Annotated in this window: 21 protein-coding genes; 5 read left to right on the top strand and 16 right to left on the bottom strand. The window is 61.3% G+C overall.

What is annotated here, in order from left to right; all coding sequences use genetic code 11:
* Positions 1 to 514, bottom strand: a 514-nt coding sequence (locus UNPF46_RS33325) for a tetratricopeptide repeat protein (RefSeq protein WP_142252903.1), incomplete at its 3' end; no start/stop codon positions are given.
* A 333-nt stretch (positions 515 to 847) separates the two neighbouring features.
* Between UNPF46_RS33325 and UNPF46_RS33320 the strand changes: the two genes are divergently transcribed.
* Positions 848 to 1480, top strand: a complete 633-nt coding sequence (locus UNPF46_RS33320; protein ID WP_142252902.1) for a tyrosine-type recombinase/integrase — start codon at positions 848 to 850, stop codon at positions 1478 to 1480.
* A 445-nt stretch (positions 1481 to 1925) separates the two neighbouring features.
* Here the strand turns inward: UNPF46_RS33320 and UNPF46_RS33310 are convergent, their stop codons facing one another.
* From UNPF46_RS33310 to UNPF46_RS33265, 10 genes are all read right to left on the bottom strand, one after another.
* Complete coding sequence (locus UNPF46_RS33310; RefSeq protein ID WP_142252900.1) at positions 1926 to 2279, bottom strand: hypothetical protein; 354 nt, start codon at positions 2277 to 2279, stop codon at positions 1926 to 1928.
* Positions 2280 to 2500: 221 nt separating this feature from the next.
* Positions 2501 to 2797, bottom strand: a complete 297-nt coding sequence (locus tag UNPF46_RS33305) for a hypothetical protein (RefSeq protein WP_142252899.1) — start codon at positions 2795 to 2797, stop codon at positions 2501 to 2503.
* A gap of 23 nt (positions 2798 to 2820) precedes the next feature.
* Positions 2821 to 3051: a hypothetical protein gene (locus UNPF46_RS33300; RefSeq protein WP_142252898.1), complete on the bottom strand. Its 231-nt coding sequence runs from the start codon at positions 3049 to 3051 to the stop codon at positions 2821 to 2823.
* A gap of 1286 nt (positions 3052 to 4337) precedes the next feature.
* Positions 4338 to 5501 (bottom strand): AAA family ATPase, encoded by a 1164-nt coding sequence (locus UNPF46_RS33295; RefSeq protein ID WP_142252897.1) that lies wholly within the window; start codon positions 5499 to 5501, stop codon positions 4338 to 4340.
* A gap of 3 nt (positions 5502 to 5504) precedes the next feature.
* Positions 5505 to 6521: a bifunctional DNA primase/polymerase gene (locus UNPF46_RS33290; protein ID WP_181770232.1), complete on the bottom strand. Its 1017-nt coding sequence runs from the start codon at positions 6519 to 6521 to the stop codon at positions 5505 to 5507.
* Positions 6514 to 6846 (bottom strand): hypothetical protein, encoded by a 333-nt coding sequence (locus tag UNPF46_RS33285; RefSeq protein WP_142252895.1) that lies wholly within the window; start codon positions 6844 to 6846, stop codon positions 6514 to 6516. Before UNPF46_RS33285 ends, UNPF46_RS33290 begins: the two co-directional genes overlap by 8 nt.
* A 47-nt stretch (positions 6847 to 6893) precedes the next feature.
* The gene (locus tag UNPF46_RS33280; protein ID WP_142252894.1) at positions 6894 to 7097 is read right to left on the bottom strand and encodes a helix-turn-helix domain-containing protein; all 204 of its coding nucleotides are present in this window, start codon (positions 7095 to 7097) and stop codon (positions 6894 to 6896) included.
* A 201-nt stretch (positions 7098 to 7298) separates the two neighbouring features.
* Positions 7299 to 7511 carry a hypothetical protein gene (locus UNPF46_RS33275; protein WP_142252893.1) on the bottom strand — a complete coding sequence of 71 codons (213 nt, stop codon included), beginning with the start codon at positions 7509 to 7511 and terminating at the stop codon, positions 7299 to 7301.
* A 114-nt stretch (positions 7512 to 7625) separates the two neighbouring features.
* Positions 7626 to 8081, bottom strand: coding sequence for a hypothetical protein (locus UNPF46_RS33270; RefSeq protein ID WP_142252892.1), 456 nt, complete (start codon positions 8079 to 8081; stop codon positions 7626 to 7628).
* A 2-nt stretch (positions 8082 to 8083) separates the two neighbouring features.
* On the bottom strand, positions 8084 to 9199 hold the full coding sequence (locus UNPF46_RS33265; protein WP_142252904.1) for a tyrosine-type recombinase/integrase: 1116 nt from the start codon (positions 9197 to 9199) through the stop codon (positions 8084 to 8086).
* Positions 9200 to 9330: 131 nt separating this feature from the next.
* On the opposite strand from UNPF46_RS33265, the gene dusA reads away from it, so the two are divergent.
* Complete coding sequence (gene dusA, locus UNPF46_RS33260; RefSeq protein ID WP_283811684.1) at positions 9331 to 10350, top strand: tRNA dihydrouridine(20/20a) synthase DusA; 1020 nt, start codon at positions 9331 to 9333, stop codon at positions 10348 to 10350.
* A 400-nt stretch (positions 10351 to 10750) separates the two neighbouring features.
* On the opposite strand, the gene UNPF46_RS33255 is transcribed toward dusA, so the two are convergent.
* The 5 genes from UNPF46_RS33255 to UNPF46_RS33235 all read right to left on the bottom strand — a co-directional run bounded on the left by UNPF46_RS33255 (position 10751) and on the right by UNPF46_RS33235 (position 15583).
* Entirely contained in the window at positions 10751 to 11305 is a 555-nt protein-coding gene (locus UNPF46_RS33255) for a TIGR02281 family clan AA aspartic protease (RefSeq protein ID WP_100179930.1), read from the bottom strand.
* A gap of 28 nt (positions 11306 to 11333) precedes the next feature.
* Positions 11334 to 11537 (bottom strand): DUF1289 domain-containing protein, encoded by a 204-nt coding sequence (locus tag UNPF46_RS33250; RefSeq protein WP_142252890.1) that lies wholly within the window; start codon positions 11535 to 11537, stop codon positions 11334 to 11336.
* Between the two features lie 44 nt (positions 11538 to 11581).
* Complete coding sequence (locus UNPF46_RS33245) at positions 11582 to 13177, bottom strand: sensor histidine kinase (RefSeq protein WP_142252889.1); 1596 nt, start codon at positions 13175 to 13177, stop codon at positions 11582 to 11584.
* A gap of 138 nt (positions 13178 to 13315) precedes the next feature.
* Entirely contained in the window at positions 13316 to 14596 is a 1281-nt protein-coding gene (gene nhaD, locus UNPF46_RS33240; protein ID WP_142252888.1) for a sodium:proton antiporter NhaD, read from the bottom strand.
* A gap of 114 nt (positions 14597 to 14710) precedes the next feature.
* Positions 14711 to 15583: an NAD(P)-dependent oxidoreductase gene (locus tag UNPF46_RS33235; protein ID WP_100179934.1), complete on the bottom strand. Its 873-nt coding sequence runs from the start codon at positions 15581 to 15583 to the stop codon at positions 14711 to 14713.
* Between the two features lie 199 nt (positions 15584 to 15782).
* On the opposite strand from UNPF46_RS33235, the gene UNPF46_RS33230 reads away from it, so the two are divergent.
* The 3 genes from UNPF46_RS33230 to UNPF46_RS33220 form a co-directional block, all read left to right on the top strand.
* Positions 15783 to 16232, top strand: a complete 450-nt coding sequence (locus tag UNPF46_RS33230; protein WP_245448464.1) for a VOC family protein — start codon at positions 15783 to 15785, stop codon at positions 16230 to 16232.
* Positions 16233 to 16286: 54 nt separating this feature from the next.
* Positions 16287 to 17429, top strand: coding sequence for an Mrp/NBP35 family ATP-binding protein (locus UNPF46_RS33225; protein WP_100179936.1), 1143 nt, complete (start codon positions 16287 to 16289; stop codon positions 17427 to 17429).
* 218 nt (positions 17430 to 17647) lie between these two features.
* On the top strand, positions 17648 to 18721 hold a 1074-nt coding region (locus tag UNPF46_RS33220), incomplete at its 3' end, for a TRAP transporter substrate-binding protein (RefSeq protein WP_142252887.1).

Raw genomic sequence — 18721 nt, 5'->3', positions numbered from 1 at the left:
GCAGAAGGTGGCCTGCCTTATACGCAGCGTCAGCATGCCCCGGATCAAGTTCGAACGCGCGACGAAAGCAAAGTAGAGCTTCGCTGTTTCTTCGAGCCTGGATCAGCGCGTCTCCCATCTGCCGCCAAAGCTCGGCATCGCCCGGCTTGAGCTGAATAGCCTTGTCAAAGACTCTCAAAGCCTCGTCCAGGCGGCCAGCACTCGCAAGTGCGTTGCCCAGCGTGGCCAAGTAGGCAGGTTGGGGATCTTTCCGGATCGCACGGGAGGCCGAATCTATCGCTCTGTCTGAGCGGCCGGCGGCAACGTCTACAACGGCCATGAGGTGCAGGCTTTCAGCGCTCTCCGGATCCAGCTTGAACGCTTCTTTGACGCGAGACTGCGCCTTCAGTAGTTGTCCACTGCGCAAATGTTCGATCGCAGCGGCATGAAGTTCCCCAAGGCGCATCGCTGCAAGATGATCTTTATCGCCCGGCTCCGAGTTCTGTTGGATGATTTGACGCTCAGAATGTGCCATTGCAACTCCACGATGGGCATGCACAATCTCTAGGTGATTCGCTGTTAACGAGTAATGGAGCGATAGCTCAGCCAAACGTATGCATCAAACGATAGGCAGCCGTAGCAAAGTTGCATGCCTGCGGATTTGCTATCAATCCACCGCAAGCGGACCTTGGGTGAGAAGGTTACTTGGCGGAGCAGAGCCTTGTTCGCGGTCTGTGGCCGCTTTGGAACACAAATCGTCATCGCTCGAATTGGACACAAATACGTTTCCAATCGTCTCGAAGCGGACGCCGGATTGGAAGGGCTCCCAAGCTGAAAATGACCCGCCTCACTAGCTGAGGAGGTCAACATGACCGGTACCCCAAACACTATCCCCGCCCTCTCGAAGCACGTTCCTTGGAATAAGGGAAAGATAGTCGGCGCAAAGCCGCCGCTCCGTCCGAAGCACGTCTGGTCAATCCGAACCAAGCTCCAGGTCGAAGGCCGAACCCGCGATCTGGCAATGTTCAACGTCGCCATCGATAGCAAGCTGCGCGGCTGCGACGTCGTAGCCTTGAAAGTTGATGACCTTGCGCCGGGCGGATATTCGGCCGACCGCGCGACCGTCCGGCAAAAGAAGACCGGCCGGCCAGTGAAATTTGAACTGACGGAATCGGCCCGGCAGGCAATCGATGATTACCTGCGAGTTACTGGCAAGAAGTCGGGAGAATATCTGTTCACCGGCCGTCAGCGGACTGCACATATGACGACCCGCCAGTACGCCCGGCTCCTATCTCATTGGATCGCTGACATTGGACTGGACCCGCACCTATTCGGGACGCATTCCCTTCGCCGGACCAAGGCAACCTTGATCTATCGCCGAACCGGCAACCTGCGAGCCGTACAGCTCCTGCTGGGGCATACCAAGATCGAAAGCACTGTTCGATACCTAGGCATCGAGGTCGACGACGCACTCGCGATAGCAGAACAGGTTGACGTCTGACTTCGGGGGCAGAGCAGACGTGCTCTGCGCTGCCCTCACAGTCGGCTGCGGGCCAAAAGCCGACACGGTCGTGGGACCAAGCCGTCGCTTCACGGTCAAGACAGAACCTATTCAAAATGGTTTTCAATCAACGAACCATAGGGCAGGCTGAAGGCGCTAATGAAGCATTTCAAGCAAGAACATTGGCGACAGAGCAATGAGGCCTCCAACACAAAAGCCAATGAACCCGACGGCAATAGCTCCGATTATTCCGTGGTTCTCCCATCCAACGCTCGCCCCAAGAGTTGTGGCAAAAGTGATCGCAAAAACTGCCCAAATGATGTGGAGGACAACCTTGGTCTTATTCAGCATGAAGACACCCAGGCCCGATCCTCTAAAGTGTCTGGGAAATGGGTCATAAGCGGACGTCGAGGATGAGGATGCTTTGCGGCTAGAACTTCAGCGCTTAGTTCGCAGCCACGCTTGTAGATTTCTCTGCCCTTGCATGACGAAAGCCTATGAACTGAGCGACGAACGCGGGCACAAAGAATAGCGTCGCCATAAATGCAAGCGCGAAGCTGTCATCCGTATTGACGTGCGGCAGGAACGGCAACCGAGCGAACACGGCCACCACCGCCAGAATAACGATCAAGAGTTTCGAAAACGCAGTGCAGTACAAAACGCCAAACAAGGTGTTCGCGCCAGTATTGGCGATCCAACGCCCAATCCAGCGGCCGGGGAGCAGGAGGACAACAAACGTGCCGACCCACGTGGCTGCAATGACTGTGAGGAGATCAATCCCGGTCAATTTGAGGCTCATGACCTTGTTTGGTTCCGGGCAGGATGACGGACATTTGCTAATGGACGATTAGCCGGATCGCTAAACAAGCGCGGCAAACGTCAGCAATGGGTCAACAGCGCCGATTTGACCAGCGGTGGGGAGCTTCCGCTCTACTCCCGATCCCGGACATCTCGCCGCAACGCCCTAACGGAAGCGAAGGGCCAAAACCGGACAACTTCAGACTGCCAGCTTGTCGTCGGTCAATCAATCCAACCAATGATGCCAAGAAACGAGCCACCAAAGAAGGAGGTCATAAGCAGGATAAGCATGAGAAGATAGTCCGTTTCGAAGGGCCCGGATTTGTGCCAGCCTAGAAAATGACGAAGTCCGAGCAGTCCCAGTGTACAAATTGCTGCACACATAGCGGGCCACATCGCCGCAAGCCGCTGCTGACGGTCGAGCCGCCCCTGAAGGTTTCGTGGTAGCGATCCAGCTCGACGGTACGCCACTGCGGCGCTTAAGACGACCACAATCAGACAGGCAGTGAGGAAGTACATGGCCACAATCCTTTGCGCCCTAGTCACAAGCCGAAGTGCGCTGGGTCTGGGAGGAGCCCGAAGCTGATCGCGATGAAGAAGAATACAATCAGGCCGATGCCCACCAGCTTGAAGATGTAAGCGGCGTCAGCGGCCTCAATATCATCGCGCGTGAGCCACTCTAAGTTTGGCCCCCATAGACCGGTTATGACGAACCCCAGGACGAGGGTCGTGATCGACAGGATCACATGGACGATATGTGGTTGCACAATCATTGATTATGGCTGCAATGGATGTGAGGAGATCGATCCCGTTCAATTGAGTTCGTGCCCTGCTCAACCCGGACAAGATGATGGACACTTGCTAAGGGACGATTAGCCAGATCGCTAAAACAAGTGCGGCAAACGTCAGCAATGGGTCAACAGCGCCGATTTGACCAGCGGTGGGGAGCTTCCGCTTTACCCCCGATCCCGGACATCTCGCCGCAACGCCCTAACGGAAGCGAAGGGCAAGAAGCTGACTTAATGATCTGCAAACCCTAATCGGCAGAGAGCTGCCAACTGAGAGGGTCGTCGTGCTACTTTAGCGGGCATGTCGCCTTTCAGCACTCGTTCCACACTTTTGCTCGGCCTCGTCGTCGTGGGCACGTCAAGCGCGTACATGTTCCTCGGCCTCAGCCTCGTCGTGGTACTGGTAACCTTAGGCTTTGCCTGCCTTGTATACATTCCGTTCGCTAAGCGATACGGATGGGGTAATGAGGGGCGTCTCACGAGACATCTCAGTCGTCCGCCATTCGAAGACGAAAGCCGCAGAGCCGGTTAAACCGCGAGAGCGTATGTATCCTGAAGGAACAGGATGACTGTTTCAGACGAAGTCCGAGTTTGGCGATTTCGAGTGCGAGGCTTTGCGGTTGCTGGAGTTGTATGTCTCGTCCTGATTTTCTTTCTGAAGATTTTTGATCCAACCGAGTTCGCGAAAAGCGTCATTCTTCCGCTTGTTCTGCTTTTCGTCTTCCTTTTGCTGTGCGGGACATATTGTACCCGCCGGTATTGGGAACATTTCAGAGAAGATGAAGTACGACGCGGCGGATCAGAAGAAACCGCGCGTGCAAAATGGCATAGAATGCACCCGCCTCTTGGCTAGATGCTGGTGGTCGGCTTCGGGTCACAAGCGGCTGTCTGGGCAAGCGATCCCCCACGTCCGGTATGCCACCTGTAGCTGACATTGCAACGGCCTCATGGACCCTCTATCGCGTCGCTGCATTGACCACCGCCCGATAGAAATGCTGCTGGAAGCGCGCCTGGACGACGCCAGACACCGTCCCGAGGAAGTCCCAATGCTCATTGATCGTCGCGCTTCCCTGAAGCACGGCGAGCGTTTGCGGCCTGCAACACCTCTAACAAAGACCTCAACGAAAGTGGACAGAGTGGACATTCTCCCTAAGGGTCTTGTCCACTTGTCTACTTTGTCCACTCCCCACACCCCTTTGGGGGTGGTGTGGGGGTAGACGTTGGACCGTTGGACAAAGTGGACAAATGTCCAACCTGTCCACTTTGTCCACTCAATCCCGCAGTGCCCAAATTAACTCGACGTTTGAGGAAAGGGAGGTGCCCGCAATCATGCTCTCGTTCTTTGCGGCCTCAATCGCCCGGGCAAAGGCCTTGTATTTTGCCGAGGGCTTGGTTTCCGGGTTGCCGGTGATGTATCGACGCAAAAAGAGGTTTCGCACCTCGGTGACATTCACCGCCGTAACGGTCGGACCTTCAGGGATTCTATAATCCTGCCCGCGGGCTGCCAGCGCCTCATTGAACGCCTCGCTGAAGTCGCGCGGAATCTTACTCTTCACCTTGGCCACCACTACCTGCGAGGCGGCTTCTCCGGCACTTTCCAAGAACTCGATATAACCGGCGGTCATCGGGTCGCCGTCTTCGTCGAGACCGAGCACATGGTTCCGCACTTCAAATGATCCCAGCGAACCGGTGCCGCCGCGCCGAGACTTAGTCAGTGCCAAAGATCGTTTAGAGGTCTTGCCAGACAAGGGATCAGTGACTCCAAGCACGGAAAGGATAGCGTCCGCTCCAGCACCGTATGCCGAAGCGCCGCGAACGCCCGTCTCGGCGTTCTTCCCGTGGTGGGCAATCGGCATGACCAGCACGTCGCTGGCGTTGCCAACTCGGGCTAATTCTTTCATCAGGCGCGCGGCTTCAGCGTTGTCGTTTTCGTCGGCGATGTTGAAACACGCCGCAAGGGTGTCGATCACAACCAAACGGAGATCTGCGCCGAATTTTCCGGCAGCCTCCCACGAAGCCTCTGCAACGGCATGTTCAAGCCAAATGATGATGTTGTGCTGCGACAGCCCGGCCGGGGGCTCGGCGACAAAGAACGGAATCTCGCCGGCGTGGCCGTCCTGAAATTTCCCAGCGCGGGCCGCCTCGACCCGCGAGTCAATCTCGCCGCCGCCCTCAGCGGCAATCCAGAGAACCCCGCCCGGGCGCACGCGGCGGCCGAGAAACTCTCGGTCGAACACCAGAGACAAACACAGGTCAACGCCAACGAAGGTCTTGCCCGCCGCATATTGTCCGGAGAGCAGCGCAACTCCGGTACGGGGGAGAATGCCTTTCACCAGCCATTGCGGCGGTTCCGGCGAGGTCGCTCCGATGGCCCGCAGCGATACGGTGTTGATCGGGCTGGGCTGGGGCGCGGGAAAGAACGCGATTTTGGCCATCCGTCAGGCTTTCTTTTTCATAGCGGCGGTAATGACCCGGCTCGCCAATGCAGCTTCTTCGGGGTCTTCGAGCGGCACACCGACAAGCGGGGCGAGCCAAAGCAGAGCTTCGGCGTTGGTCACGCCGCGCGCCTCCACGACGACATCGATCGGGGTATAGCCCTTGGGGCCATCGCCAAAGTCTACGATACCGTCCGATTTGAACGACAGGTTCGGCTTGCGCAAATGGAGCGCTCGCCCGGTGCTAGACGGCCGCCACTCGGCGACGGCCTTGAAGCTGCTTCCGGCGCGAAACCAGCGCTTCAATTCGAGTGCGGGCACCCAGGCGGCAAGGTTCGCCAGCGCAGCGTCATTCACCGCGCGGAAGAGGGACGCCGCGTCAGAGCCGCCGGGAGATGCAACGGACTGTTCGACGGCCCCGCCGCATGACTGCCGGCGTTCCAGAAGGGTCCAGCCGAATGAGCGAAGGATTTCTTCCATCGCGGCGCGGTGCTCATGGGTGAGCACCGGAAGCGCTGCAAGCGGGGTGTCTTCTAACGTCGCGTCAGACCACCAATAATAAGGGTGGCCAGTGTCCGGATGAATCGAAGGCGGAATTACAGTCTGACGACCACCACTCAGGAAATCGAGCAGGCGGATTCCGTTGGCATCGTTGTAAGGCCGGGACTTCATCGGCACGATAGAACGATAGAACGCGGTGAGGCCTTTCCGGCCGATCTTGACGACGACGGCCGGCGGCAGCACCGAGAGGATCGGATCAATGATCGCGTCGTAACCGTCGATATCGACAGCAACTAAGCCGCCGAATCCGGTGGCGACCCCGACGCCCATTGCCGGGGCGCGAGAATACCCGGCGACAAAAAAGGACGTCGGCGCTTCATTGCAGTACTTCTGCCATCCGGACAGAGCGGGGGCCTTGCCCGCGCCGAGTTTCGGGACATCAGGCGGCACGATCGGCAACGGCGAATAGCCGAGCGCGATAAGGGACGGAGCGGTCTGCGCGAAGGGAGATTCAGCCATGAGCGCAGACCCGAGATGCGTGACGATCGGTCGTGCGCATCCACTCATACACGGCCATCAAGCGCTTACGGGGCGTTCCTTCCTTGAACGGCCCGCCGACGAGGCGAACCATCTCCACATCGAGCAGTTCGTAACAGAGGCCGTCGCGCGGGTAGAAGATCAGATTCGTCCAGCCGTGCTTGGGGCTGTGACGCGCAACGATCCTAACGCTCGCGTCGGGATTCTCAGCGAAATAGTCAGCGCTCGGCTTGAGGTGACGGGGATTGGACCGCCCCCATTGCCACGCCTCGAATGCGCTATTGTTGGTCTTGTCATGGTCCTTCATATCGACGTCCTTCCAGCCCGCCGCGCCAACGGCGGGTTTTCCTTTGGCTATGCGGAGGGCTTTCCACCCGGCCTAACGCTATTGGCATGCATCCATTCTGCGATGGCCTCGCGGGGGTACATCGGCGTTCGGCCAACTTTGATGTAGCTGGGCGCGCGTTGCTGCCGCCGCAGAAGTCGCGCCCACGATGCCGACTTGCCGACGAAGTCGGCGAACTCGGCCTCAGTGAAAAGAAAGTCGTCATTGGTCATGACTTGCCTCGGATTGTTTCGGGTGGTTGGAATCTGGCAGACTTTGTCACTTGCTGAGGGGTCGGTTCGGTATCCCTCGCCGAAAATCCTCCTGCTCAAGGGCATAGGGCCATGCGCGGGCGACAACGCCAGCGGGTTCGGTTGATCGAATGCTTGTCGGTGTTTCCGGCTGGTCTGGTTAGGCTAAGCCGAAGATCGCGTTCACGCCGAGCGCTCGGGCGCGCGATCGTTAGAACCGGCCACGGACAGGCTCGTCAGCCACGCCTCGATCTCTGCCGCATCGAAGTAGCGCGCGCGGCCGATATAGAGAGGCGCCGGCATGCCCTGGGTTCGTTGCTTGACGTGCCGCTCGAAAGTGGCCTTCGGCATGTCCAGCCGTTCCCGCACCGTTACGGATTTGATCAGTTGCCGCATTCTACACCTCTTGAGACTTGATGGGGGCTCAAGAGGTACCGGGAACTACCACTCGATTGCGAGGTAAAAGGAAGGCCGACCGACCTTACCCCAAAATCGGCGGATGATCCGTCGCTATCCGTTGCGCTGAAACTTCTGCCAAGCCTTCCGTACCGTCTCGCTGTTGAGGTGCGGCAACGACTCCGCGACACCTTCTATCGCGGCGCCGACCTTTTTTCCGTTTTCGATTTGGCGGGCAACCGCTGCGCCGATGGAAAGATTCCGCCAATCTCGTTGGAGTGCACCGATCGGATCGGCCTTTCCGTCGCCTCGCCAGATTGCGCCAAGTTCTTCGGCGCGGAATATGATGGGATGAGCCGCGTCAACTCCGGCCCGCATGGCTTGTGCGGCAACATCCGCGAGGCCTGCTGCGAAACGATCGATCTCTGCCTGGATTACATCTGGCACGGCGCGCGAGTGCTGACGTGCAAGGCTGTAAGCCCGCCACGCCGCTGCGACGTTGCCCGTCGATATGAAGAACGTAGTCAGGTCCGTGATTTCCGAAGCGACCAGATCGGGGAGGGGGGACATGGTCAGGCGCTCATTGGCAATGAGACAACTGGAAGCCACTTCCAACCAGCGTATTTGTCGCCGGTCTGCCGGAGGTGTGTGTACCGCTTGAGGCTCGTCCACGATCGATGCCCTGAGACGGCCGCGACATGCGGGATGTTGAGTCCAGTTTCAAAGAGGCGCGAGATGCCGTCGTGGCGTAGGTCGTGGAAGTGAAGTCGTTCTTCGTCGGGCATATCTTCGGTGTTGATCCCGAGAAACAGGCAAGCCCGCGTGAACGCAGCACCGATCGCGTCAGTTGAGTAGGGGAAGATCCGATCATCGACGCGAGGCATCGCCCTTACGATGGCAAGTGCGGGCGCCGGCAGATCGCACCATGTATCGTTGCCGATCTTCTGGCCTGGATGCTTCATGTCGCGAACGAGTACCCGCGAATGCGACTCGTCGAAATCGGCCCACTCCATTCGAGTGATTTCTTCCTGCCGTCGCGTCGAGAAGATGGCAAACGCGGTGATGCGGTCCATTGGCGAGGACTCCCGCCGCCGTCGCGTCCGATCTCCGAAGTGCGCCATGATCAAGTCGAGTTCGTCCAAGGACGGCCTACGGTTGCGCTGTTTGGATTTCCCAGTAAGCCCCAAACGACCCGTGACCGTGAAGGCGTCCGCCATGGCCTGCGGGCTTAGAGGGTACTTCCATGCAGGGGCGGCGACGGCGAAGACGGCGCCAAGGTGGCTGAGATAATTTGCAACCGTTGCTGGGGTGCGGCTCCCATCAGCTCCCAGCTCTTTCGCAAACGCTACGATGTCGTCGCTCCCGACCTTCTCGCAATCCATGTTTGCGATGTCGTATTCCTTGATGGACTTGAGAACTTGCGCTTTGGTGCGGCCGATCTTCTTCAGGCTTTCGTCCGTATAGCGATCGATCGCCTGCGCGAGCGTGACCCGTTTGGACCCAGCTCGCTCGATTGCCCCAGGAACGGCCAGTTCCGTCTCGCGCTTCTTGATCCAAGAATCAGCCGCCGCCCTGCGGTCAAACGTCTGCGCCTCCCGCAGCACGACTTTGCCGCCCCTTTTCTTAAGGACTTGGGCCGTGTAGCCAGTGGTGCCATCTTTACGGCGGCGAGCAACTATGGTCCCCATCGGTACGACATTCCTTTTTGAGTACGACATTGTCGTACCAAACCGAGAAAAATAGTCAAAGTCGGTCAAGGATAGTCTACATATAGTAGGTGATCAAGCTGCTGATTTGATGGTGCGCTGGAGATATGTAGTTGTTATATAAGGGAAATTTATCTAAACATAGTCCTTCTAGATTTAGTGTAGCCCCCATGATGGACTGGACCGACCGGCACTGCCGGGTGTTCCATCGTCACCTGACGCGACGGGCGTTGCTCTATACCGAGATGCTGACCACTGGCGCCGTGATCCATGGCGACCGGGAGCGGCTGCTTGGGTTCGATGCGATCGAGCATCCGGTGGCGCTTCAGCTTGGAGGCTCGGATCCGCACGAGCTCGCGCAGGCTGCGCGGATCGGCGAGGCTTTCGGCTATGACGAGATCAACCTCAATGTCGGTTGTCCGTCCGACCGCGTGAAGGACGGCCGCTTTGGTGCCTGCCTCATGGCGGAGCCGGAGCTCGTGGCGCGCTGCGTCGAGGCGATGAAGCGCGCAGTCGCCGTGCCCGTCACGGTGAAATGCCGCATAGGCATCGACGATCAGGATCCGGAAGTCGCGCTTGATGCGCTTGCGCGCGCGGTGGTCGCCTCCGGTTGTGACGCCCTGATCGTGCATGCCCGCAAGGCGTGGCTCAACGGATTGTCGCCGAAGGAGAACCGCGACATCCCGCCGCTCGACTATGATCGCGTCTATCGCCTCAAGCGCGCGATGCCTGATGTGGCCGTCATCATCAATGGCGGCATTCCCGGAATCGACGAGGCCAAGGCGCATCTCGAACATGTCGACGGCGTCATGCTCGGCCGTGCCGCCTATCAGGAGCCGTGGCGGCTGCTCTCCGTCGATTCCGACATCTTCGGCGAGGTGGCTCCGCACGCGACCATGCAGGACGCGCTCGAGGCGATGATGCCCTACATCGAGCAGCAGCTTGCGCGTGGCACGCGGCTGCATGCGATCACGCGGCATTTCGTCGGTGCATTTCATGCCGTGCCCGGCGCGCGGGCCTTCCGCCGCCATCTGGCCGAGCAGGGGGTGAAGGCGGGCGCCGGCCTCGAGGTGCTGCGCGATGCGATCGCGCGCATCGGAGCGCGCGCTGCTGCGGAGGAGGCCGCGGCCTAGCTTCTCGCGTTGCTTCGCCGCTTTGTCAGCGGCCTTCTGCTCGGGGGGGCCGTCATAAATTATGGGGCTAATGATAATTGCTTGCAGGGCAATAATCACAGACTAAGGACTGCGAAAGCTCTGTAACGCCTACGACAGGCTGCTGCGAAAACTCATGCATGCGCAGAAGGTCCACGATGCGCTTCTCGTCCTCCTCTATGCGCTTGATGTCGTCGGGGTACGGCGCTCTCAGCTTCGCTAGTTTTGGAGATGGATCAATCATGGCATCTGGGCGGCAACCTGGCGCGATGCGGTGGAGGGGCTAGTTCCTCGTCGCGATGGTTTTGACCGGCGTCCAAAATGTCTATTCAGCAGACATTTTCGGCTGGATTCAAAGGGTCAAAATCTCTGTGCGGATGCTCTAGTCGATCGCGGTGCGCGAGCGGCGGTGGCTACTCTGAAGCTCGGGATAGCCGGTCAGCATCAGCTTGTCGGCGCGCACGCCCCAGCTCTCCAGGCGGTCGAGGAAGCTCATGCCGAGCAGATTGGTCTTCATCTGCCCGCGCTGGACGACGAGGGCCGGTACCGATTTCTCGACGAGATGACCGACGGAGAGACGGTCGAGGGTGAGACGGGCCGCCTTGGTATGGCCTCCCGCGGTTTCGAGGTCGACGTCGTATTCGAGCATTTCGAGCGGCAGCCCGATGGCTTTTGCAGTTTCCCAGGTCAGCACCACCGACGTCGCGCCGGTATCGATCACCATCGGCGCTGCGACACCGTTGATTTTCGCCTTTAGCGCAAATTCGCCGCCCTGGCCGCGAGGGATCTGCACGGCGGGGGCAGGCGTCGCCGTCTGCGCGCGGAAAATGTGCGAGACCTTGTGGCTGGCGCGCGCGATCTGGTCGGGATCGCCATAGGCGACGACCGCGCCTGCCGTGCCGGCGAGGATGGCGAGAACGAGCAGGAAGCGGATCATCGCGCGCCTCCGCAGGCGCGCAGGCCGGTCAGCTGCGTTTCGGCGATGCCGCGATCGGCACAAGTCCAGCGTCCGTCATGCGTGCCGGCAACAGGGCCATGACCGCGAGCCGTTCCGTACTTTCCATGGCGTGCCAGCGCGCGATCTCGGGCAAGGTCCGGCCGCAGCCGAAGCAAAGCTTGGTTTTGGGATCGATCATGCAGACGGCGACGCACGGCGTTTCTTTGCTCATTCGGACATAGTGGGGGATTGTCGGGCATGTCTGCAAGCATCTGGTTAGGAGCCTGTGCCGGCGCTCATGATCGGCTTGTGGCGCGCCCGGCGCTTCTCCTCGGGCAGCACGGAATTCTCCGGTTGGAGCGGCGGGGAATCATCCGATAGCGGCGCCAGCGCGCTCATCACGCGTTCCGGCGGGAACGTGACGATCACTTCGGTGCCGATGCGCAGCTTCGATTTCAGCGTGAACGTGCCGCCATGCAGGTCGATCAGATTCTTGGCGATCGGCAGGCCGAGGCCGGCGCCCTGTTCGGCCGATTTGATCGAGTTGGAGCCCTGGCCAAACGAAGCGAGCACGACCGGGATCTCGTCCTCAGGGATTCCGGAGCCGGAATCCTTCACCGAGAGATATTGTCCACCCGACGCGGTCCAACCCGCCTTGAGCCAGATCTCGCCGCCCTGCGGGGTGAACTTGATCGAGTTGGAAATCAGGTTGAGCACGACCTGGCGGATCGCGCGCTCGTCGGCCCAGAGCCGCGGCATGGCCTGCTCGAAGACTTCGTGGATGGTGATGCCGCGGCTCGAGGCACGCAGCTTCATCAGATGATGGCAGTCGGCGACGATGCCGACCAGCGACACGGCTTCCTCGTTGAGCTCGTAACGGCCGGCCTCGATCCGCGAGAGGTCGAGGATCTCGTTGATGAGGTTGAGCAGGTGGACGCCGGAATTATGAATGTCCGCCGAGTACTCCTTGTAGACCGGCACCGCATGCGCGCCGAAGATCTCACTCTTCATCACCTCGGAGAAGCCGAGGATGGCGTTCAGCGGAGTACGCAGCTCGTGGCTCATCTGCGCAAGGAAGCGCGACTTGGCGACATTGGCGGACTCGGCGCGGTGACGCGCTTCGTCGGAGATCGCCTTGGCCTGTTCGAGCTCGCCGATCAGCGCGTCCTTCTCGGCCCGCGCCTCGAGCGTTGCGAAGGTCGAGGAATGCAGGCGATGCGCCAGCAGCACGAAATAGCCTTCTGCAGCAATCGCGAGCGCAGCCAGGATATAGTTGTCCAGCGAGCCGGTCATCGCGAAGCTCAGCGCCATCGCAACCGCGACCGGCGCGGTGGCGGCGAGGGCGGCGATCGGCAGGTTCGCGGCGAGCATGCTCGACACTGCGATCACCAGCAGCATCAGGAACATCATCAGCGTTTCCGTGACCATGTCGAGCACGGGATGGATCAGGATCGCCATCCAGCACAGGCCGTAGAGCAGGTCGAGCACGACGAAGCGCGTCCGCCATGCCCGCGTTGCCGCGGGCGAGGCGGGCTCGGTCAGGAAGCGCCGGCAGCTGCGGATCATCGCGGCGTGGATGCAGAGCATGCCGACGGTCCAGGCGGCGGCCGGGATCGGCTGCATCCACAGGCCGAACAGCACGCCGGTCGCGACCACCAGCAGCATCACGACATAGGAAGCCGACAGCCGGGTCTGGGCATATTGGCGCAGCATCTCGGCGTCGAAGGCCGGACGGGTTCCACTGGTCGACGTTAACTTGTCCCGCGCCTCGCGCACCCGCTGCGCCGCAGCCCTTCGGCTGCTCGCCGATGGAGCGCTCACCGGCTCGGCCGGAAGCTGCACTACCTCAGGCTTTTCAGCGGGGTTACTCATCAAGCAACAACGATTCCTGCCCACGCCGGACGCGGGCCTTCTGCATTGTCTATCTCTGGCAAGAAATCCTTAAGAGGTGACTTAAGGAGCTAAAGAATTACGTTAACCCGGCGTTAATTCGGATCCGGCCCGCGCCGTTCAGTGCAGCGCCGCGTGCTGCACGATGTAGACCACCGCTCCCGCCAGATATCCCATCAGCGCGGGGCCCGCGATGCGGCGGGCGTACCAGAAGAACTCGATCTTCTCGAGGCCCATGGCGGCAACGCCCGCGGCCGAGCCGATGATCAGGATCGAGCCGCCGGTGCCGGCGCAATAGGCGATGAATTCCCAGATGAAGCTATCTGGCGGATATTGCACCAGATTGTACATGCCCATGGTGGCAGCGACGAGCGGCACGTTGTCGATGATGGCGCTCAGGAGGCCGAGCAGGATCACGATGATGTCGAGGCGACCGACCGTGGCGTCGAGCCATTTCGCGAGCAGCTCGAGGACGCGGGCGTGCTCCAGGCATGCCACCGCCATGAGGATGCCGACGAAGAACACGATGGAGCTCATGTCGATGCGCGTCAGCGCATGGACGAGGGTGAGGGGACGGCGCGCGTCCTCGTCCTTGTGGCGGTGAACGACCTCGCCGACCAGCCAGAGGATGCCCAGCCCGAAAAGGATACCCATGAAGGGTGCAAGGTGCGTCACGGCCTTGAAAACTGGAACCGCAACCAGGGTGCCGAGGCCGAGATAGAACATCAGATTGCGCTCGAACGCCTCGACCCGGAGGGCCTGCTCTCCCCCTTGCAGCGGAGGGACGATCTCTTTTCCCCTGAGCGAATAGCCGATGACGAGCAGCGGGATCAGCAGGTTGACCAGCGACGGCAGGAACACCGACTTCATGATGCTGACGGGAGAGATCTGCCCCCCGATCCAGAGCATCGTGGTCGTGACGTCGCCGATCACGGTCCAGGCGCCGCCGGCGTTTGCAGCGATCACGATGATGGAGGCGAACAGCAGGCGATCGCTCTTGTTGCCGATCAGCTTCTGGATCAGCGAGATCATCACGATGGTGGTCGTCAGATTGTCGAGGATCGCGCTCAGGAAGAACGTCACGAAGCCGATGATCCACATCAGCGTGGTCTGCTTCGTGGTGCGGATGACCGAGGTGATGACTTCGAAGCCGTTGTGGGCGTCGATCACCTCGACGATCGTCATGGCGCCGATCAGGAAGAAGACGATCTGCGCGGTCGAGGCGACGGATTCGTCGAGCTGGTGGTTGACGAGCGAGGCATCGCCAATGGACATCGCATAGATGGTCCAGAGCAGGCCCGCTCCCAGGAGCGCCGAAGCGCTCTTGTTGACGCCGAGGGGATGTTCGAGCGCGATGGCAGCATACGCAACGATGAAAACGGCGGCGATCACGCTCAGCAAGTCAATTCCCCCCGGAATTCGTTCTTCGGCTCAATGCTGGGCCCGTCGCGGCGGGCGCCGCGTCGAGACCCCGCGAGGGCCGCAGCTGCCCGGCTGCGGCCGTCGATGCATTCCTCACCGCTGCAGGCGGGCGAGCAGGCTCGACGTATCCCAGCGCTTGCCGCCCATCTTCTCGACCTCGGAATAGAACTGGTCGACCAGCGCGGTGACGGGAAGGTTGGCGCCATTGCGGCGGGCTTCGGCGATCGCGATCGAGAGGTCCTTGCGCATCCATTCGACCGCAAAGCCGAAATCGTACTTGTCCTCGTTCATGGTCTTGTAGCGGTTCTCCATCTGCCAGGACTGCGCGGCCCCCTTCGAGATGGTCTCGATCACAGCGGCGACGTCGAGGCCGCTCTTCTTGGCGAAGTGGATCCCCTCGGAGAGGCCCTGCACCAGACCGGCGATGCAGATCTGGTTGACCATCTTGGTCAGCTGGCCGCTTCCGGCGGGTCCGAGCAGCTTGCACATCCGCGCATAGGCGCCCGTGATGATCGGCTCGGCGCCGGAATACGCATCCTGCGCACCGCCGCACATCACCGTCAGCACACCGTTCTCGGCGCCGGCCTGGCCGCCGGAGACCGGCGCATCGACGAATTTGAAGCCCGCCTTGGTGGCGGCGGCGTCCAGCTCACGGGCGACCTCGGCGGAGGCGGTGGTGTGGTCGACGAAGGTCGCCCCCTTCTTCATGCCGGCAAAGGCGCCGTCGGCGCCGATCGTGACCGCGCGCAGGTCGTTGTCGTTGCCGACGCAGCACATCACGAAATCCTGCCCCTCGGCGGCCGCCTTCGGGGTCGCCGCCGTCTTGCCGCCAAACTTGTCCGCCCATTCCTTCGCCTTGGCCGCGGTGCGGTTGTAGACGGTGACCTCATGGCCCCCTTTTTTCACGAGGTGTCCGGCCATGGGGAAGCCCATCACGCCGAGACCGAGGAAAGCGACTTTAGCCATGTGTGGTACCTTGTCCGTAGTTTTGAGTTTTTACGGTTGTAGCCGGGCGAGGGCGCCGGGCGGCGTCCCCGAAGTTCCGCTGCAAGGGCGGACCGGAGGGGCACCATAAACCGTTAAGGGCGGAGGGCAACGGCTTCGTTTGGCGGCCCCCTGTGCTAGGATACGGGACCTAAGGACTTCAAAAAAAGGGAGCGAGAGCATGGCATCGGGCTTGGGCGGTGTGAGCGTTGGCGTCCTCGATCATTTCAACATCCGGACCCGGAATCTGGGCGAGACCGTCCGTTTCTACGAGGATGTGCTGGGCCTGGAAAAAGGCCCCCGGCCGAATTTCGCCTTTCCCGGCGCCTGGATGTACAGCGAAGGCAAGGCGGTGGTGCATCTCGTCGATATTTCCGCGACCGCAGAGCCGCAGAAGCCGGATTCCGGCGTCGTCCATCATGTCGCCTTCGTCAGCCGCGGCTTTGACGGCATGAAGCAGCGGCTGGCATCCAAGGGCATGACGTTCGACTCCCGCCAGGTGCCCGGCGGCGAGCTCTGGCAGATCTTCGTCAACGATCCCAACGGGGTCATGATCGAGCTGAATTACGAGGCCGCCACGGAGCAGGGGGCGGCGCCCGCCGAGAATGCGGGCGATATCGGCAGGCAGTAGCCTTTTGGGCGTTTCCGCTCTAATGGGGCATCCTGAACTTTGAGGAGATGCGCTTTGAGCGTGACGCAGCAACAGGTTCTCGACAGCCTCGCCAGGATCAAGTCGCCCCGCGGGGTCGCGCTCACCAATGCCAATGTGCTGAGCGCGATCAGCGCGTCGGACGGCAAGGTGTTCTTCTCGATCAATGTCGATGCTGCCGAGGCCAGGGCCTGGGAATCCGTCCGGGCCGAGGCCGAGGCCGCCGTGCGCACCATTCCCGGCGTCACCACCGTCATGGTGGCGCTGACCGCCGAGCGCAAGCCGGGCTCCGCCCCGCCGCCACCCCCGCAGCCAAGTCGTGGCACGCCGGGCGTGCAGCCGGTCCACGCCCACAAGCCGCCGCCACAGGGTGGCGCCCAATCGCCGATGGCGCGGCAGTCGGAAATCCCCGGCGTCGCTGCGGTGATCGCGGTCGCCTCCGGCAAGGGCGGCGTCGGCAAATCGACCACCGCGCTGAACCTGGCGCTGGGCCTGCGCGACCTCGGTCTCAAGGTCGGGCTGCTCGATGCCGACATTTACGGACCTTCGGTGCCGCGGCTGACCGGCCTGCACGACAAGCCGGAGCTGAACGGCGAGCGAAAAATGATTCCGCTTCGGCGCTTCGGCCTCGCCATCATGTCGATCGGCTTCCTGGTCGAGGAAGAGACCGCGATGATCTGGCGCGGCCCCATGGTGATGTCGGCGGTGACTCAGATGCTGCGCGACGTCGAATGGGGCAAGCTCGACGTGCTGGTCGTCGACATGCCGCCGGGCACCGGAGATGCCCAGCTCACGCTGGCGCAGAACGTGCCGCTGAAGGGCGCGGTGATCGTCTCGACCCCGCAGGACCTGTCCCTGATCGACGCGCGGCGGGGGCTTGCCATGTTCAAGAAGGTCAACGTGCCCGTGCTCGGCATCGTCGAGAACATGAGCTACTTCCAGTGCCCGCATTGCGGCACGCGGTCGGACATTTTCGGCCATGGCGGGGCGCGGCACGAGGCCGAGAAGCTCAAGGTCCCCTTCCTCGGCGAGATACCGCTGCACATGGCGATTCGGGCCAGCTCGGATGCCGGCAATCCCGTCGTCGACAGCGAGCCGGACGGTCCCCATGCGGCGATCTACCGCGCCATTGCAGGGCAGGTCCGGGACCAGCTCAAGGGCGTCATCGCGCCGGCCTGAATCGCGCGCCTGCGGCGCGCCTTTTCGTACTTTTTGGGGACATGCGACTTTCGTAGAGCCCCGTCATGCCATTGTCGCGTTCCGCCAGCGGGGCTTCCGTGGTAAAGGCCCACGGCAGTCAAGCCCCTTCGGTTCGACGCGGCCTAACGCGTCGCCGGAATGAGCGGCGGCAAGAAGAGAAGTCAAGGGGAAACGCCCCAGCAAGGAGAGACCTGAAGATGAAGCGTCGTGATTTTCTGAAAGTGTCGGCGGCAGGCGCGGCGGCGACCGCGGTGGCCTCGCCGGCGATCGCGCAGTCCTCGCCCGAGATCAAGTGGCGCCTGACTTCGAGCTTCCCGAAGTCGCTGGACACCATCTATGGCGGCGCCGAGCAGGTGGCGAAGTACGTCGCCGAGATGACCGACAACAAATTCCAGATCCAGGTGTTCGCCGGCGGCGAGATCGTTCCGGCTCTGCAGGCGCTCGATGCGACCTCCAACGGCACCGTCGAGATGTGCCACACCGTCTCGTACTACTATGTCGGCAAGGACCCGACCTTCGCGATCTACGCCTCGGTGCCGTTCGGCCTCAACGCGCGCCAGCAGAATTCGTGGCTGTTCCAGGGCGGCGGCAACGAGCTCGCCAACGAGTTCTTCAAGAAGTCGAACGTGATCGGCTTCCCCTGCGGCAACACCGGCACCCAGATGGGCGGCTGGTTCCGCAAGGAGATCAAGACCGTCGCCGACCTCTCCGGCCTCAAGATGCGCATCGGCGGCATTGCCGGTCAGGTGCTTCAGAAGGTCGGCGTGGTGCCGCAGCAGCTCGCCGGCGGCGACATCTATCCGGCGCTGGAGAAGGGCACCATCGACGCCGCCGAGTGGGTCGGCCCCTACGATGACGAGAAGCTCGGCTTCGCCAAGGTCGCCAAGTACTACTATTATCCGGGCTTCTGGGAAGGCGGTCCGACCGTTCACGCCTTCGCCAACCTGGAGAAGTGGAATGCGCTGCCGAAGAACTACCAGGCGATCCTCACCAACGCGATGACCAATGCCAACACCTGGATGGCCGCGCGCTACGACATGCAGAACCCGGCGGCCCTGAAGCGCCTGGTTGCCGGCGGCACCCAGCTTCGTCCCTTCACCAACGAGGTGCTGGAAGCCTGCCTCAAGGCGACCAACGAGCTCTGGGGCGAGATCTCGGCCAAGAACCCCGACTTCAAGAAGTCGATCGACGCGATGCAGGCCTACCGCTCCGACGAATATCTGTGGTGGCAGGTTGCCGAATATACCTACGACAGCTTCATGATCCGCTCG

It is taken from the genome of Bradyrhizobium sp. UNPF46, from assembly GCF_006658625.1.
Lineage (GTDB): Bacteria > Pseudomonadota > Alphaproteobacteria > Rhizobiales > Xanthobacteraceae > Bradyrhizobium > Bradyrhizobium nitroreducens.
This window is presented reverse-complemented; position numbering and strand designations above follow the sequence as displayed.